At 41.4% G+C, this 17,055-nt stretch carries 16 protein-coding genes; 5 read left to right on the top strand and 11 right to left on the bottom strand.

The features are described 5' to 3' along the window. The first annotated feature begins 15 nt into the window (after positions 1-15). A complete protein-coding gene (locus tag ACZ5OK_RS02480; RefSeq protein ID WP_343841971.1) occupies positions 16-909 on the top strand; it encodes a Cof-type HAD-IIB family hydrolase in 894 nt (297 codons plus the stop codon). A gap of 111 nt (positions 910-1,020) precedes the next feature. Here ACZ5OK_RS02480 and ACZ5OK_RS02475 read toward each other — a convergent pair whose 3' ends face one another. The 7 genes from ACZ5OK_RS02475 to ACZ5OK_RS02445 form a co-directional block, all read right to left on the bottom strand. After that, entirely contained in the window at positions 1,021-1,926 is a 906-nt protein-coding gene (locus tag ACZ5OK_RS02475) for a ferritin family protein (protein ID WP_343841968.1), read from the bottom strand. 184 nt (positions 1,927-2,110) lie between these two features. After that, positions 2,111-2,866 carry a GNAT family N-acetyltransferase gene (locus ACZ5OK_RS02470; protein WP_343841965.1) on the bottom strand — a complete coding sequence of 252 codons (756 nt, stop codon included), beginning with the start codon at positions 2,864-2,866 and terminating at the stop codon, positions 2,111-2,113. 71 nt (positions 2,867-2,937) lie between these two features. After that, the gene (locus ACZ5OK_RS02465; protein WP_343841962.1) at positions 2,938-3,807 is read right to left on the bottom strand and encodes a DNA-3-methyladenine glycosylase family protein; all 870 of its coding nucleotides are present in this window, start codon (positions 3,805-3,807) and stop codon (positions 2,938-2,940) included. Between the two features lie 571 nt (positions 3,808-4,378). Continuing rightward, on the bottom strand, positions 4,379-5,176 hold the full coding sequence (gene pdaA, locus ACZ5OK_RS02460; protein ID WP_238389606.1) for a delta-lactam-biosynthetic de-N-acetylase: 798 nt from the start codon (positions 5,174-5,176) through the stop codon (positions 4,379-4,381). Between the two features lie 61 nt (positions 5,177-5,237). Continuing rightward, on the bottom strand, positions 5,238-6,506 hold the full coding sequence (gene hisD / locus ACZ5OK_RS02455; protein ID WP_343841955.1) for a histidinol dehydrogenase: 1,269 nt from the start codon (positions 6,504-6,506) through the stop codon (positions 5,238-5,240). Between the two features lie 54 nt (positions 6,507-6,560). Next, positions 6,561-7,865: a Na+/H+ antiporter family protein gene (locus ACZ5OK_RS02450; protein WP_343841952.1), complete on the bottom strand. Its 1,305-nt coding sequence runs from the start codon at positions 7,863-7,865 to the stop codon at positions 6,561-6,563. Positions 7,866-8,006: 141 nt separating this feature from the next. Beyond that, positions 8,007-8,159, bottom strand: a complete 153-nt coding sequence (locus tag ACZ5OK_RS02445; protein WP_202925668.1) for an SE1561 family protein — start codon at positions 8,157-8,159, stop codon at positions 8,007-8,009. 90 nt (positions 8,160-8,249) lie between these two features. On the opposite strand from ACZ5OK_RS02445, the gene ACZ5OK_RS02440 reads away from it, so the two are divergent. Next, positions 8,250-9,110, top strand: coding sequence for a mechanosensitive ion channel family protein (locus tag ACZ5OK_RS02440; RefSeq protein ID WP_343841948.1), 861 nt, complete (start codon positions 8,250-8,252; stop codon positions 9,108-9,110). A gap of 40 nt (positions 9,111-9,150) precedes the next feature. Here the strand turns inward: ACZ5OK_RS02440 and ACZ5OK_RS02435 are convergent, their stop codons facing one another. Further along, the gene (locus ACZ5OK_RS02435) at positions 9,151-9,966 is read right to left on the bottom strand and encodes a YfkD family protein (protein ID WP_425542228.1); all 816 of its coding nucleotides are present in this window, start codon (positions 9,964-9,966) and stop codon (positions 9,151-9,153) included. A 179-nt stretch (positions 9,967-10,145) separates the two neighbouring features. On the opposite strand from ACZ5OK_RS02435, the gene ACZ5OK_RS02430 reads away from it, so the two are divergent. Next, on the top strand, positions 10,146-11,336 hold the full coding sequence (locus ACZ5OK_RS02430; protein ID WP_343841942.1) for an MFS transporter: 1,191 nt from the start codon (positions 10,146-10,148) through the stop codon (positions 11,334-11,336). A gap of 411 nt (positions 11,337-11,747) precedes the next feature. Further along, positions 11,748-13,682 (top strand): heavy metal translocating P-type ATPase, encoded by a 1,935-nt coding sequence (locus tag ACZ5OK_RS02425; RefSeq protein ID WP_343841940.1) that lies wholly within the window; start codon positions 11,748-11,750, stop codon positions 13,680-13,682. 136 nt (positions 13,683-13,818) lie between these two features. On the opposite strand, the gene ACZ5OK_RS02420 is transcribed toward ACZ5OK_RS02425, so the two are convergent. The 3 genes from ACZ5OK_RS02420 to ACZ5OK_RS02410 all read right to left on the bottom strand — a co-directional run bounded on the left by ACZ5OK_RS02420 (position 13,819) and on the right by ACZ5OK_RS02410 (position 15,442). Next, positions 13,819-14,616 (bottom strand): YihY/virulence factor BrkB family protein, encoded by a 798-nt coding sequence (locus ACZ5OK_RS02420; RefSeq protein ID WP_343841938.1) that lies wholly within the window; start codon positions 14,614-14,616, stop codon positions 13,819-13,821. 69 nt (positions 14,617-14,685) lie between these two features. Continuing rightward, positions 14,686-14,952, bottom strand: coding sequence for a YtxH domain-containing protein (locus ACZ5OK_RS02415; RefSeq protein ID WP_343841936.1), 267 nt, complete (start codon positions 14,950-14,952; stop codon positions 14,686-14,688). Positions 14,953-14,968: 16 nt separating this feature from the next. Further along, positions 14,969-15,442: a low molecular weight protein-tyrosine-phosphatase gene (locus ACZ5OK_RS02410; RefSeq protein WP_343841934.1), complete on the bottom strand. Its 474-nt coding sequence runs from the start codon at positions 15,440-15,442 to the stop codon at positions 14,969-14,971. A gap of 178 nt (positions 15,443-15,620) precedes the next feature. Here ACZ5OK_RS02410 and ACZ5OK_RS02405 point away from each other — a divergent pair, with 178 nt between their 5' ends. Then, positions 15,621-17,012, top strand: coding sequence for an alanine/glycine:cation symporter family protein (locus ACZ5OK_RS02405; RefSeq protein WP_464758759.1), 1,392 nt, complete (start codon positions 15,621-15,623; stop codon positions 17,010-17,012). The last annotated feature ends 43 nt before the right edge of the window (positions 17,013-17,055 follow it).

Genomic DNA, 17,055 nt, shown 5'->3' with positions numbered 1-17,055 from the left:
AGGCAGGCGTTATAGATGAAGTTCATTGCATCAGATTTTGACGGAACCCTTTTAAATGAAAAAGGGATGATTAGTGAAAGAAATATCAAAGCGATAAATAAAGCACAATCGAAGGGGATACAGTTTGCGGCTGCAACCGGAAGATCCTATGATGCAGCCATTAAGCCTCTTAAGCATGCAGGTATAAACTGTCCGATTATTGCCTTAAACGGGGCGACTATTTATGATGAGAACCACCATTTGATTGACAGTATCCCAATGGACCGGGAAACGTGCAAAAAAATCCTTGCTGTCAGTCAGGATGCCCATTTATATATTGAATTTTTCACGAGTGATGGGATTTATTCTTCAAGCCGGGAGCAGTTTGCGGAAGTTCTTGAGGACATTATGAAATCGGCCAATCCGGATGTGACAAGAGAAGAAGTTGAGACACAGGTGAATCAGCGCTTTCAGAATGAAAAAATACAGTTTATCGATGATTATCGTAAATTAATCAATCATAACGATATTCAGATCTTTAAAATGCTTTGTTCATCTTTGAATCCAGACAACCTGGAAATGGTTTATGAGCAGCTGAAAAATGAATCGGATATCGCCATTACGTCATCCGGTCACATTAACCTTGAATTTAATCACCCGAATGCACAAAAAGGAATGGCCCTCGAGCGACTAGCTAAACAAATGAACATTTCCATGGAGGATGTTATGGCTATGGGTGATAATTTAAATGATAAAAGCATGCTGGAACGAGCAGGACGTGGCGTGGCCATGGAAAATGCAGCCGAGGAGATTTTATCCCTCTGCAACTATAAAACGAAAACGAATGAAGAAGATGGAGTCGCTTATGCGATTGAAGAAATGCTTGAGGAAATGAAGCAGGGAAATGAACCTGCACCTGAAAAATTTTAATATACGAAAAAGATCAGGTGGTTCCTTTAGGAGGACCACCTTTTTCTTTCAACTTACAGGGAGATTGGTCAACAATCTTTTATTCGCAAAATATAAGTGAGTGTATATACCCTATGCTCTGGCAAGCCCTCTTTCAAACGCTGCCAAATGATTGACAGAAGCATTCCGGACCTGCTGAAAAACAGTCCTCACATCAAAAGGAAGATTATAGGCCAGGAACCGATCATACATTGAAATATTTTCTATCTCACCCTGAACGCCAGCCTGATATGCGGCTTTAATACTATCCGGTGTGCTGACAAAACTCTGGGCGATATTTTGAGGAAGCGGCACCTGATACCGTTCAAAAAGTGGCAAAAGCGCCTGGATATGTCGCCTTTCTGCTTCTTTTATTTGAGTGAACGTTCTGATATCCCCAAAGGTTGCCAAAACATTTTCATATCTCGCTTGGGCCAGATATTCATCCTGAAGGGCATACGTTAACATTTGAGGGAGAGTCAGTGCAGCTGCACCCAACGCCCCTTTTGCACCAAAATTCTCGATTTGACGATGCTCGATATCACGATTTCTTAACTTTGAGATAAAAAACATAAACCAGACGGCATGATTCTGTTCATCGGCAGCCGCACGACGGAACCTGTCTTTAATATATGGGTCATCAGCCCGATCGGCTATATCCAAATAAAAGTCAACGGTTTCCTGTTCATCTTTAAATGCAAATTCAATCCCTGCTCTATAGTTTTCCGGACATTCCTCAGTAATGGTATAATCCGGGCTTTGTCCTGACAGGTTTGTATAAATATGACTGAACTCCTCAAAATGCCGTTTTTCATCCTGTCGTATCTCAACTATTTTTTCCTTCACATCCTTTGCAGGTGCCATCTCAGCTAAGCTCGCATAACAGGCAATGGCACTATACTCTCCATGAATGGCTTTCTGAATATCTGCTAACAGATGAGTATCCGTTTGCACAAGATTATATGCATTATACTGTGTACCATTAAGATAAGAATACATGATTGTCCTCCTTCACATTTGATCCCCTCATATTTATTTATGCTGTATGTATGGGTGTTTGTGAAGGATACAATTTATCTGTTATGAAGGAGTGAAGGATTGAATCGATATGTAACAAAAAGGACTGTCAGATGACAGCCCCTTTTGTTACATAAATAAGGTAAATCGTTGTACAATGTCATTCTTATTTCTCAATTTTTAACGCCTCATACTTAAATCCCTGATACTGATAACCCTGTTTCTGGTACATTTCTCTCGGTGTATCCTCTCCATCAGCAACCAGAATGATTGTGCTTTCCGGGAAGCGATCCATCACAAAACGCTGAAGTCTGGAGCCGATTCCCTTACGTTGATGTTCTTCAAGCACAGCCAGATCATCAATTTCTACTGTCTGCTCCGACAAAATTACATTCATTGTACCTGCTGGCTTACCTTTATAGTAAGCGACAACCTTCATATACTGGTCATTCTTATGCTGACGCTCATTTAATTGTATTTTTCCCTTGGCAAATTCCTCACCATTTTCAATATCCTGTTTATACTGAAGTTTGATAAAGTCATTGAAAAGCTCATCCGTTACTTCTTTCACTTCAATATCTGGATGATTTTCTACACGGGGGAATTGATCAGGCTCAATTGAGTACAATTCCAGGAAGCCTACATCATACTTGTTCTCTTTTAAATAGTTCATTACATCAAAAACAGGCTTCTGATTATCGGGAAACTCAAATTTAAGATGCCTCTGGTTATACTGCCGATGAAATTCACGCATATTCTGCTCCAGCTCTTTTAACTGCACCAACGTTGGCATCTGCTTAAATTCTATAAAATTACTATCATAACGGATCAGCATTTCCGGATAGTGATACTGTCTGTAAAAATCATTATCCTCTGTAATATGTCCAATAGTTTCAATATGGTTAAACGTCCATTTCGCCATTTTTCCTCTTCCCCTTTTTCGTAAAGTCTCTATCTATTGCAGCGCCCGGAAGTTATCCTGAAAATGATCCATTATCCTTCAATGCTTCTCCACAACGTAAGAGAGGCATAACTTCGATAAGGGCTCCACTCTTCACCCATTTGATAAATGTCGTCTTTGTGCGGTTTCTTATCTTTCCCAAGGAATTTTTTAAGTGCATTCTGTATACCGATATCAGCCGCGGGCAGCAAATTTTCCCTGCCTAAGCCAAACATGAGCCAATTTTCCACGGTCCATGGGCCAACCCCTCGTACCTTGGTCAAAATGTTAAGTACATCCTCATCGGGTAATCGTGATAACTTCTGCAAATCAAGCTTTCCATCTGCAATTTTTCGTGCTGTATCAATTACATATTCTGCTTTGCGCTGACTGAACTGAAGCTCTCTCAAGGCATCATAATCCAGACTGGCCACTTTTTCCGGCGTGGGCTGAAACCATACCCCATTGATTTCTTCCCCAAAGTTTTGTATGTATCTAGTAGTCAATGTGTAAGCAAATGTCATGTTTAACTGCTGATGAATAATGGTTTTCATTAAGCAATCAAATGGATGAAAGTCTTTGACAATTGGAGTACCCGGGTATTGTTCAAAGAGCGGTGCCAGTTTTGTTTTTTGAAAAAACTGCTGAATGGGCCTTAGGTCACGATCCCAAAGGAAAATATCGTTAATGAAAGCCATCAGCTTGTCCTTCTTGGCCTCGTCATTTCCCTGTATCTCAAAAAACGGTTCATATGGAGTACCGATGGCCCGTACCTTTACGATGTGCTTTTCTGTGCCAAGGCGCAGGGGAATTCGAACCCAACGCTCTTCACGATTCAGGTCAACTAATGGGTCAAAGGAAAAACGAAGCAAGGTATAGTCAAAGTCGAACATTCCATTTACCTTTATTTCTTTCGTCCACATAAGAATTCTCCTCTATAATCGGTGTTAGACGTATTTTACCATAAAAATGCGTTATTTTATGAAGGGAGTTGTCTTGCTTTTTCATCATATGTCCAGGTGTCCAGGGGTTGGGGTACCAGGATTCTTAGGGGCCAAGGTTCGAGGTCAGGGTGCAGTGCAGGAGTCATTCTCAGGGAGTAAAATTCTACCTCTGGAGTGCAGAATTCATCCTGGAGTTGCCGTATTCATCACAAATTGTAATAATTAAGCATGAATTTTCTTTTTCACTCCAAAATATAGCGGTTTAAACCTATTTTCAAATTTTTTAATCCATTTTTTAAAATAATTAAACCTGCTTTCATAAAGATTGAGCTTAAATTCTTATAATCCGTCCAACTATATGCGAATGAAATATATACATTCTTTTATTCATCTTTTTTGAGAATAATCAAGCTGGAGTTGTCAGCTTTCATTGAATCACGCCTTCATTCAGCCTGAATCCCTTAATTTAAGCCAGAAGTAATTAGAAGTAAATAACTCTCCCAAATACAAATAAAAAGCTGCCCCCATTGGAGACAGCTTTCAAACATCGTTAACGAAATTGGTATGGAAGGTCAACCTCTTCTTTCCAGAGCAGGTATTCCAAGCTCTTAAATTTATACCCTCTCTTGCGTAATTCAGGGATTAAATGTTCAAGAGCAAGCGCATTTTCCTTCGATGTGGCATGTAACAGAACAATGGCGCCTGGATGTATATGATCAATAATATTTTTATAGGCCGTGTTCCATCCTTTTTGTGAGCCCCAGTCCACCAGTGCGGAAGACCAGAAAATGCTGGTATAACCTAATTCTTCAGTTATCGCAAGGGTTCGCTCACTGAAATCCCCCCGTGGCGGCCTGACAAATTGTGTATGACGAATCCCAATAGCATCGTTAAGCTCTTTATTAATCTTGTCTAATTCTTCTTTTATTTTTTCTTCACTAAGGGTGGTGAAGTCACGGTGATTGTACGAATGATTGCCAATCACATGCCCTTCTTCATGCATTCTTTTGACTAGATCAGTGGCACTGGTAATGTAATGTCCGGCCAGAAAAAAAGCAGCAGGTACATTTTCCTTTTTCAGGATATCTAATATCATATCCGTATAACCTGCTTCATAGCCAAGATCAAAGGTAAGATATACAACTTTTTCACCGGACTTATCAACATAATAACTGTTATATTCATCAAGCATTTTTCCATATTTCCCTGCATCAGGCGGGTTATGCTCCGTATTCTTTTTATACCCCCAGCCAAAAGCCGTCTGATCATAAGCAAACGCTTCTGACCATGGACTAATCATGACACAAAGCATTGTCAGGATAATCACCGGAATTTTCCATGCACGCAATCCTCATCACCTGCTTTTCTCTCTTTGCCTATAGCATTTGCAGGTAGCGCATTTTCATGCATCAGGATCGTTGTTTTCGGAAAATGACGGCATTTGCATGGCCTTGTAATTGTTCAAACTGAGCCAATGTTGCGATGGATTCAGCATTTTTATCCAGATCTGCTTTGCTGTAGGAAATCAGGCTGGATTTTTTTATAAAGTCATCCACACCTAAAGGCGAGGAAAATTTGGCTGTTCCACCCGTTGGCAGTATGTGATTAGGACCGGCGAAATAATCCCCTATCGCTTCTGTGCTATTTTCACCGACGAAAATGGCTCCAGCATTTTTTATTTTGCCTATCAGTTCAAACGGTTCTTTTACAAGTAACTCCAGATGCTCCGGTGCATAATCATTTGTCATTTGAACCGCTGTATCCAAGTCCGGAACCACATAAATGGCTCCATTGTTTTCGATGGATGCTTCTGCAATCTCTCGCCTTGGAAGGTTCTGAAGCTGTCGGGTGACCTCTGTACGAACCTGTTTAGCTATTTGATCAGAAGTTGTAATCATAGTTGCCGTAGAAAGGGGGTCATGCTCTGCTTGTGAAATCAAATCCGCTGCTGCCAGCTGTGGATTCGCCGTTTCATCTGCAATCACAAGGATTTCGCTTGGTCCTGCTACAGAATCAATATCCACCAATCCGTACACTTCTTTTTTGGCCAGGGCTACATAAATATTCCCAGGACCCGTGATTTTATCCACTTTTGGTATGGTCTCTGTACCATAGGCCAGCGCACCTACTGCCTGTGCTCCCCCGATTTTATAGATCTGTTTGATACCAAGTTCATTAGCTGCAATCAATACGCCAGGGTTAACCATTCCGTGTTTATCCGGAGGGGTGACCATAACGATTTGCTCAACACCTGCGACCAGTGCGGGGATCCCGTTCATCAATACTGAAGAAGGATACGCAGCCCTTCCTCCCGGCACATAAATACCCGCTTTGGATATCGGGCGAACCAGCTGGCCTAAAATGGTGCCATTGGGTGACGTATCCATCCAGCTTTGCCGTTTCTGCTTTTCATGAAAGGAGCGTATATTTGCGGTAGCTTGCTTAATGGCATTGACAAAGCTGTTTTCCACAGTCCCATATGCTTCAATAATTTCTGATTTGGATACTAATAAGTCAGGGAGTTTTACACCATCCAGCCGCTCCGTTAATGCATAGAGTGCTCGATCACCGTTGTCTTTCACCTGTTTTAATATCCCTTTGACTGCATCATACTGCTCGTCATGCTCATCTAATATCGTCCGTTCCAAATTCACCTGAGAATCCCTAATGATCTTCACCAGAAAAACCACCTTTCCTTTAGCGCTTTAAAGCATGTGGGGACAGTCCCGAAATTATAGGACGACAGCCGCAATCAGTCCGAATATGACAAGTGGGATGTTATAGTGTGTAAAGGTTGGCACACAGGTATCCCAAATGTGATTGTGCTTTCCATCGGCATTTAGACCAGATGTTGGGCCTAATGTACTGTCGGATGCTGGAGAACCGGCGTCACCTAATGCACCTGCTGTTCCAATAAGAGCTGCAATAGCCATAGCTGAAAAGCCTGCTTCACTTGCAATAGGCACATATAATGCCGCGAGAATCGGAATCGTACCAAATGAAGTTCCAATTCCGATGGTAACGACTAAACCTACCAGAAGCAGAATGAAGGCAATAATGAGCTTGTTATCACCAAGAATTCCGGACGTTTGTTCAACTAAAGCTGTTACGGAGCCTGTTTCCTGCAATATGTTTGCGAATCCATTCGAAACAAGCATGATGAAAGCAATCATCCCCATCATTTTGATTCCTTCTGTCATGATGTTTTCCCCTTCTCTGAACGGAACAACGACAAATAGGAACATAAGAATCAAACCAGCCAATGCACCAATCACTAAATCTTTTGTTATTGCCTGAATAGTAATCGTTGCAACAATAACCATTAAGGTAAGAAAGTGTTTGGTTTCAAATTTCACATTACTTAAACTCTCTAGATCTACATCCTGCGTATCACCACTAGTTTCATAGTTTCTGTCTTTACGGTAAGTAAAGAATATAGCGATGAGTAAACCAACAACCATCCCTGCAACAGGAATAATCATGGACAGGGTAATATCAGTTTTTGATACCGATAATCCACTTTCACCCATGCTTTCTTTAATCGTCTTCTGGAAAATAAGCCCAAATCCAAAAGGAATCACCATGTATGGAGCTTTTAGTCCAAAAGTTAGCGCAGCCGCCACTCCACGTCGGTCGATTTTCATCTTGTCAAACAATATTAGTAAAGGTGGAATAAGAATCGGAATAAAAGCAATATGCACTGGAATTAAGTTTTGGGAAAAAGATGCCACAATGGCTAAAGTAAGAAGCATGATACTTCTTTTCCCTCTAATAACCCTGATGAGGGATTTCACAAGAATACTCGTGATTCCTGTATAACTTACAGCCGCTGCAAAGGCCCCTAATAGAATATAGCTCAATGCTGTGTTTCCACCGTCTGACATTCCATTTACAAGAAGAGTAACAGTTTCTGTCAGGCTATTTCCTGTCATCACTCCTGCCACAAGGGCTGATATGAGAATGGAAACCATAACATTCACACGTAATAAACTTAAAATAACCATAATAAGTACTGAGAAAATAACTGCTGATGCCATCATTTCTTCTCCAATCTATGAATTTAATATTTTATCACTCTAACTCTCTAATGTTTTAATATGATAAAGGATTAACGCAAAAAAATCAACCCTTTGAGTAAAATCCTTTAGTGCTTTAGAGAAAGTGGGGACAGTCCCCACTTATCTGCATTTTTCCTCAAGCTGATCGAGCATATCGATGAATTGATCAATATCGTCGACCGTCATCTGGTCGGGGGAGACTCCTTCAATTCGTTCCATCACCTGCTCCAGGCGCTGTCTGAGTTCTGTAATTTTTTCCTGTTGTTCATTCATGATCTTCACCCTCTTTCTATGATTCCATTCGCGCTTCCTTCTTTTTTTCTGTATAATATTCGTTGATGATACAGCAAGGAGGAATAAGCCATGGATGCTTGGAATACAGTTCAAGGCTATTGGAGTGATTTTGCCGATTTACGAATTACAAAGCTTATCATTGGCGCGATTATCACCGTTGTCATCGTAAAATTTATTACACGAGTCGTACGGACCTTTTTTAAAAAAACAAACTTTATCGAGGAACGGGAAGAAAAAACGCTGGAAGCCATGATTCGTTCCATTGTCCGCTACACTGCTACGTTCGGTTATGTGCTATTTGCGCTCTCGGTTTTCGATGTTCCTGTGACAAACCTGCTGGCTGGTGCCGGGGTTGCCGGTATCGTCATCGGTCTGGGCGCCCAAAGCGTCATTAGTGACTTCCTGTCCGGTGTTTTCCTTTTATATGAGAAGCAATTGCACAAAGGCGATTTTATCACAGTCAACGATCAGTTTACAGGAACAGTTGAGGATATTGGCCTTCGTTTTCTCCGTATTCGTGAATGGAGCGGGAAACTCATCACGATGAGTAACGGGCAGGTGAACTCCATACAAAATTATAATATTGACCATATGCGTGTCATTGAGAATATCACCACAAGTTTTCAGGAAAATCCAACCCGGGTTTATCAGGTTTTGGAGGAAGCCTGTGAACGTTTAAATGAGGAACTAAGCCATTATCTGAAAAAAGATCAGCATAACCAGCCTATAGAAAAGTTTCAGGTTTACGGTATGTCCTCTCTCAACGAAAGCTTTCGGGGATACAAGTTTACCATTATTGGAGTAACCAGTGATATCTTTTACTTCACCGCCGCTAAACAGGCGAGAATGATTATTGCGGAAACTTTATATAATCATAATATTGAAATGGCGATGCAGCATGTTGATGTAAAGTCCGCTTCCCATGAATAGGGATGGCGGACTTTTTTTGATCATTGTTTGAAATCGCGAGTTAATTCGACTTTAGCTGGAAGGAAAACGATACATGGTCCTGTATTGGAATCCAGGCTCCAATTCCCTGCTTTGTTACATTTCTGATTTCCAGTCGTTTTTTTGAGCCCTTTAAAATTAAATAAACCTCACCATACGTAACGACACCCTTCTCATTTAACGCAGGTGCAAAGGCATGTAAATAACCTACTTTTTTGGATGGCACTCCATATGTCTGATCCTTCTTTGTACCTGTTCCCACTACTGTCTCAAAGGACAATGGCAGATCTGTGCTGGATTGCGCCTTCATTTGAATCATTTTTTTCACATCGTTTGCACGCTCTGTTTTAGAGGTTAAGCCGCCTTTAATTCTCTTTTCTTTCTCCTGCACATAGTTTAAGGATTTCTTTTCATCGCCACCGAGATTATTCAGGACATTCACATTAATTTCCTGGTACTCCCAGTTCATACTTGATTCATCGGATTTATAATTCAGAGGCCAATGACCAAGATAAATTTCCCCGCGATAACCAAAAGCAAGCTTGGAAGGGTTTAAAGACGATTCATTTAACATTTTGATAAACTCAGGATTCTCCACTTTGACTTCGGAACTGTCTATCAACTCTTTAGCCAGATCATTCGGCTCTAAATAGGTTTGATCTTTCTTTGTATTTGGATAAGTATTTTCCTTAGATATATTCAATACATGATTCGGGATGGAATTATTGGTTGAATCCTCTTTATCCTCTGTCTTCTCATCTTTAGCCAGCAAGACACCAGGAAACATGATTGTTGCTATGAAGACAATCGTCAGGAACATGAAAAAGCTCTTTTTCATACGTTTCATCACAGCCTTTCCTAAATTTTTCTCTTATTTTTATCTTGTGCCATTAAATCTATGCAGATGAGTATAAGTCTTAACCATCACCCGATGCTTTGTGATGGATTTTGATTGACATAGCCGTTATTTACGTTACGATACAAGAGGCTGAAATTAGAGAAAAAGGAGGAATAAGGATGGTATCGAAACGAACCCGCTTCTATATACTGGTTTCACTTGTAGGGATATCCGGTTTTTCACAAGGAATGCTCCTTCCTTTGATTGCCATTATTTTAGAACAGAATGGCGTTTCATCTTCTATTAATGGCCTTCATGCAACCGGACTTTATATAGGGGTATTAATTGCTTCCCCATTTATGGAAAAGCCACTGCGCAAAATCGGTTTTAAACCTATGATTCTCATCGGTGGAGCTCTGGTATTCACCTCCTTATTCTTCTTCACGTTATGGGAGGCACTCTGGTTCTGGTTTATTTTGCGCTTAGTCATCGGCATTGGTGATCAAATGCTGAATTTCAGTACACAGACCTGGATTACATCAACGAGTGCACCTGAGAAACGAGGCCGGGATATAGCATTATATGGGCTGTCATTTGGAACAGGGTTTACGCTTGGACCCCTGATGACTCAGCTTATTTACCTTCATCAATCCTTACCGTTTATCCTTAGTTCCATACTTTGTATCCTTGTGTGGTCATTGATGTTCTGGGTACGTAATGAATTTCCGTCTGCAGAAGATGAAGAAGTCGATTTCCGTTCCAACCGAAGCTCCTTCAAACGATTTTATCAGGCAGCAAAAATTGCCTGGGTAGCCTTTTTACCGCCATTTGCATATGGTTTGCTTGAAGCGTCGCTGCACGGAAATTTCCCTGTCTACGGAATGAGAATCGGTCACGATGTGGATATGCTGTCTTATATTCTTCCCTGTTTCGCAGGCGGCAGTATCATCACTCAGCTTCCTCTGGGTGCTCTCAGTGATAAAATCGGGAGACGAAAAGTGCTGCTATCCGTTATAGCTGGCGGCATGATCATCTTTATCATGGCGTCTGTGGTTGAACAATCCATTATCGGACTGTTTATCAGCTTTATTCTGGCAGGGATGTGCGTGGGCTCGGTCTTTTCTCTAGGTGTGTCCTACATGACTGATTTATTACCCAAGAATCTGCTTCCTGCAGGGAATATCCTATGCGGAATCTTCTTCAGCTTCGGCAGCATTATCGGACCTTTCTTAGGCGGTCTGTTTATTGACTATTTCCCTGGCCTGTCCTTTTTCCATATGATTACCCTTTCATTATTTCTCATCTGGCTTGCGATTTTCACCAGGAAGGAAAAACTCCACGTATCATCATCATCCAATCAGACAGTATAAAGTGAAACTTCCATCAGTGTGGGGTTTCTCCATCCCCCACTGATGGTTAGTTGAACTTATCAGGAATTTACTGGCCGTTTATCCCTACTTAGTCTTGCTGGGTTACCCACAAGACTTGAAGTGGGGGTATTACGGCCAGTTCATGCGTGATAATCGCAGGATCATGACTGATAAAAGGGATCTGACATTCCCTTTTATCAGTCTTTTTTTGTTTAGAAAAACGTCATGAATTCCTCAACTTTTACATTGAATTTCACTTGATATGTGTTATGATAATAATAGTTAAATAATAATTATTATAATCTATAAATCGAATGATAATTATTATCATTCACCAGTTAAATCTGAAGTTAAAAGGATCTAGTAAACGAAAATCATTATCAATTAGATGAAGGGAGTTGAGAATACGGGATGGAATTATCTTATTCTGTAAATGAAAAGACAGCTCAACCCAAGCGCCATCCATTTTTTAATTGGATAACAAAGATAAAGGAGCACCTTGAGCTTATTGCAGCCCTGTTCAGCGGCGTACTTATATTATTTGCATGGGCGACTGAATCCTATTTTCCCCATTCCATTACGGTCACTTTATATTTATCTGCCTTTGTGATCGGCGGATTTGCCAAGGCAAAGGAAGGTATTGAAGAAACCATAGATAATAAGGATTTGAATGTCGAGCTGCTCATGATTATTGCCGCGATCGGTTCTGCTGTTATCGGTTACTGGATGGAAGGAGCTATTCTGATTTTCATCTTTGCTCTTAGCGGGGCACTCGAAACGTATACAATGAATAAAAGTGAGAAAGAACTCTCCTCCCTTATGAAGCTTCAGCCAGAGGAAGCCGTTCGTATTCATGGTGATAAAGAGGAGGTTGTGCCTGTTTCTGCTTTACAGCTTGGGGACAATATTTTCGTAAAAGCCGGAGAAAGAATTCCTGCAGACGGAAAAATTACCCGCGGTCGAACAGCCATCGATGAATCCGCCATCACTGGTGAATCCATGCCGGTGGAAAAGCAATTGGAGGATGAGGTTTTTGCCGGAACAGTGAATTTAAATGGAAGTCTTGAGATTGAACTGACCAAATCTCCTAATGAGAGTGTATTCCAGAAAATTATCCATCTCGTTCAGTCAGCGAAAAGCGAACGCTCACCTTCCCAGCTCTTTATTGAACGCTTTGAAGGAACCTATGTGAAGATCGTACTTATTGGTGCAGCCTTAATGATGTTCCTGCCCCATTATTTGCTTGGCTGGTCCTGGCAGGATACCTTCTACCGCGCGATGATTTTCCTGGTTGTTGCCTCTCCATGTGCTCTTGTTGCCTCCATTATGCCGGCCACCCTTTCAGGCATATCAAACGGCGCCCGTCATGGGATTCTGTTTAAAGGTGGCGTACATTTAGAGAATCTTTCCCATATTAAAGCAATTGCCCTGGATAAAACCGGCACGTTAACGAATGGGGAGCCTGAAGTAACTGACTTCTATGCAGCTGACAATGAAAATAAAGATGTCATACTGAATATAGCTGGTTCCATGGAAAAGGAATCTACCCATCCACTCGCCAAGGCTGTTATTCAGTATGCTCTAAAGCAGAATATTGCTTTAACCGCTGAGGTGGATGACATGATTAACACGGCTGGTAACGGAATATCGGCCAGCATTTCAGGGTCCAATTGGAAAATCGGAAAAGCAGAATTTATCGGCACTGAGCAGGCAACTGCCTTTTACAACGGTATCCATGAAAAGCTGGCTGGACAGGGAAAAACGATTGTATTTGTTTCCCTTGATGATCAGGTGAAAGCCTTATTTGCTCTGAAGGATACCGTTCGGGAAGATGCAATAAAAGCAATCCGCACACTAAATCATGAAGGCATTCAAACCGTTATGATTACGGGGGATAATGAAACAACAGCCAAGGCGATTGCTGAAGAATGCGGGATTACCGAGTATTATGCAAATTGTCTTCCGGAAGAAAAGGTAGAAAAACTGAAGGCATTACAAACCGAATATCAATCGGTAGCCATGACCGGAGATGGCATTAATGATGCACCAGCCTTGGCAACCTCAAACCTCGGAATCGCCATGGGAGAAGGAACCGATGTTGCACTGGAGACTGCAGATATGGTGCTGATGAAAAATGATTTACCGAAAATCGCTTATTCCGTATCCTTATCCAAAAAGATGAATCGTATCGTTAAACAAAATGTCATCTTTTCCATTTCTGTCATTGCGATTTTACTGCTATCCAACTTTTTGCAGAGCCTGAACCTTCCATTAGGGGTTGTCGGTCATGAAGGAAGTACAATTCTGGTGATTCTGAATGGATTGCGGATGCTGAAGGAAGCGTAAAGGCCATTACGAAACCGAATTTGTTATAGAAAGAATAAAAGTCGGGATTATCCTTTTCAGGTAGCTCCCGACTTTTTTTGCATTCCCATTATAATAAAGCAATAATACACATATGATCCCCATTAGCAACAGACGTTTATCCCCGCCTGTGCTTTTTCATTTTATATAAGGTAGCATTCATTTCTCCGCCCAGGATAATAATCAGCGCCGATAAATACAGCCAGATCATCAATACAATCATGGCCCCCAGACTGCCATACCTTGCATCATAATGGCCAAAGTTTTCAACATAAAAGGCAAAAATAAAGGATACAAGCTGCCATCCGAAAGTGGCAAAAATGGCTCCGGGTAAAGCCTCGGTTAACGTCACACGTTTTTCAGGAGAAATTTTATACAGGAAGATAAAAATAAAGAGCATAACAATGGCCGAAATGACCCAGCGCATGGCTTCCCATACCCGAAGAAATTCATCCCCTGCGCCAAAAAAGGAAAAAACATAAATACCGAGCACTTCACCAAATACCGGCAATAACAAGGCCGTAATGATGACCAGATACATCGCTACGGTCAGCACCATTGAGATCAGTCTCGCTGAAATAAACGAACGCTTAGGGTGTATTTCATAGGTTAAATTGATGACGCGAATTAATGCATTGATTCCGTTTGACGCGATAAATAAGGTACTGATAAGACCAATGGATAATAATTGTCCATTCTTGTTATCCATCAACTGACCTATATTTTGTTCAATAAAGTTCATCGTATCCCCCGGAACATAGCTGCCCACCAGGGACATCATCTGTTCAACGGTAACAGGAATATAAGCCATTAAGGTTAACAGAAAGATAATAAACGGAAACAAGGAAAGCAGAAAAAAATAGGCAAGCTGTGCGGCTCGCCCTCCAACATCGTCATCCACATATCGATCAAACATTCTTTTAAAAAAACGGCGGATTTTTGGGATCATAAGATTCACCCTGAAAAGTAATTTTATCGCATGTTATTAATTTTGTTTAGGTCTCTTTTCAAGCATCTGATCAGCATCATCCAGCTGTTTAATAATGGAGTCTGCATAATACTCAATACCTTCAACGGTTGTTCTTAAATCCTCAAAGGCTTTAGAAGGATCCTCCCGATAATTTTTGAATTGATCCATTACATCCCTGCCAAATGCTATGGCACCTTCTCTTGTTTCCCGATGAAACAAAGAACTAAGCGCCCCAACTGCAGCGCCGATAAGTATACCACGTTTCCATCGATTTTGCTTCACGTTTTCTTCCTCCTTATTATAAATTCCACTTCTTCTTAATATCCTTTAATAAATACCTGCATCCTTCCTCAACTAATTCAAAAACGTAATCAAAGTTACCAGTAAAATACGGGTCAGGGACGTCTCTTTCTTTCGGATGAGGTACATAGTCCATTAAACGTTTCACTTCCACCTGATCCGATGTATTCCTGAGCGCCTGTAAATCTCTTATATTTTGCGCATCCATACCTACAATATATTCAAACTTGTCCCAATCAGACGTATCAATTTGTCTGGCTTTCATTCCTTCAACAGGTACTGACTTTTCGGATAAAAGTTCCTGTGTACCCTTGTGCGGGGGTTGACCTATGTGCCAATGTCCGATTCCGGCAGAGTCCGTCTCCACCTTGCCAGAAAGCCCTTCCTTTTCAACCATTTGCCGAAAAATGGCCTCGGCCATTGGTGATCTGCATATATTTCCAAGACAAACAAATAAAACATTGATCTTCATTGTGTCACCTTCTTTACCAGCAATTTTTTCACCTTTAATATATCAAATTTTTAATAAAAATAGAAAAAGTATATCTTTTTTCCTAAATAACCTTGACATTTTATGCGAATTTTTAGAATATTTACTATATGGACGACACTTATATTTAAATTGAGGGGGGAAACCATTGGATAGTCTTATTGCTGGCTTACAAACATTCAACGAGAAGGGCGCTGAAATTTTAGGCAATATCAGTAGTGTGATCTGGGGGCCACCCTTACTCATTCTACTCGTTGGCACAGGGTTATTTTTAACCTTCAGACTGTTATTTTTACAATTTCGAACCCTGCCTTATGCTTTAAAATTAGTTTTTAGCAAGCAGGATAAAAAGTCTGAAGGAGATATCACCCATTACCAGGCTTTAACAACCGCACTGGCCGCTACGATTGGTACAGGTAACATTGCCGGGGTTGCCACAGCAGTTGTAGCGGGTGGGCCCGGAGCTGTATTCTGGATGTGGATTACCGCACTTGTCGGTATGGCCACAAAGTATGCAGAGGCTCTATTAGCGGTAAAATACCGTACCAAAAATGAGCAGGGTCTTATGGCTGGTGGGCCCATGTATTACTTGGAAAAGGGCCTGAATAACAAAACAGGAAGAGCATTAGGTGTGGCTTTTGCTGTTTTCGCTTCCTTAGCTGCATTTGGAATCGGGAATATGACCCAGTCCAACACAGCCGCTTTATCCTTGGAAGATACTTTTAATGTGCCTCCATTTGTTACTGGAATCATATTTACTGTTTTAGCTGGTCTTGTTATCGTCGGGGGAATTAAAGTCATCGGTAAAGTTACCGCATTCTTTGTTCCGATCATGGCGGCCTTTTACATTACCGGCGGGCTTATCTTAATCGTCATGAATTTTGATCTGGTCGGTCAGGCCTTTGGGTTAATTTTTTCAGAAGCCTTTAGTCTTGAGGCCGGTTTTGGTGGTCTGCTTGGGGCTGCTATTCGTTACGGGGTTGCCCGTGGTCTGTTCTCGAACGAAGCAGGTCTCGGTTCTGCACCAATTGCAGCGGCCGCAGCCAAAACGGATTATCCGGCGCGCCAGGCTTTAGTTTCCATGACTCAGGTATTTATCGATACCATTGTGGTCTGTACCATCACAGGGCTTACCATTGTTATGGCTGGTCAGTATGATGGTGGAATGGACAGTTCCGTGTTAACCAGTGCATCCTTCGCTCAGTTCCTGGGAGACGCCGGAATGTACATTGTTACACTCGGTGTTCTATTCTTCACGTTCTCGACAATCCTTGGCTGGTCCTATTATGGGGAAAGAGCGATTGGATATCTGACTGGTGAAGGTGGCGTTCGAATTTACCGATATGTTTTCGTCGTCTTCATTTTCATTGGATCGATTACAACCGTAGATGTCGTATTTAAATTTTCCGATGTCATGAACGGATTAATGGCCTTTCCTAACCTAGTCGGCCTTCTTGCCCTATCCGGGGTTGTCGTTGCTGAAACGAATCGGTTCAGGAAGGTTGCCCAAAAGGAGAAAGAGGAAAAGAAGTCGGGGAGTGTTTCCGTATAGAATTGTGAAGGGGCAATACTCCATGAACGAAGCCGTTCCGGTA

The sequence above is a fragment of the Salinibacillus aidingensis genome (assembly GCF_055393355.1).
This window is presented reverse-complemented; position numbering and strand designations above follow the sequence as displayed.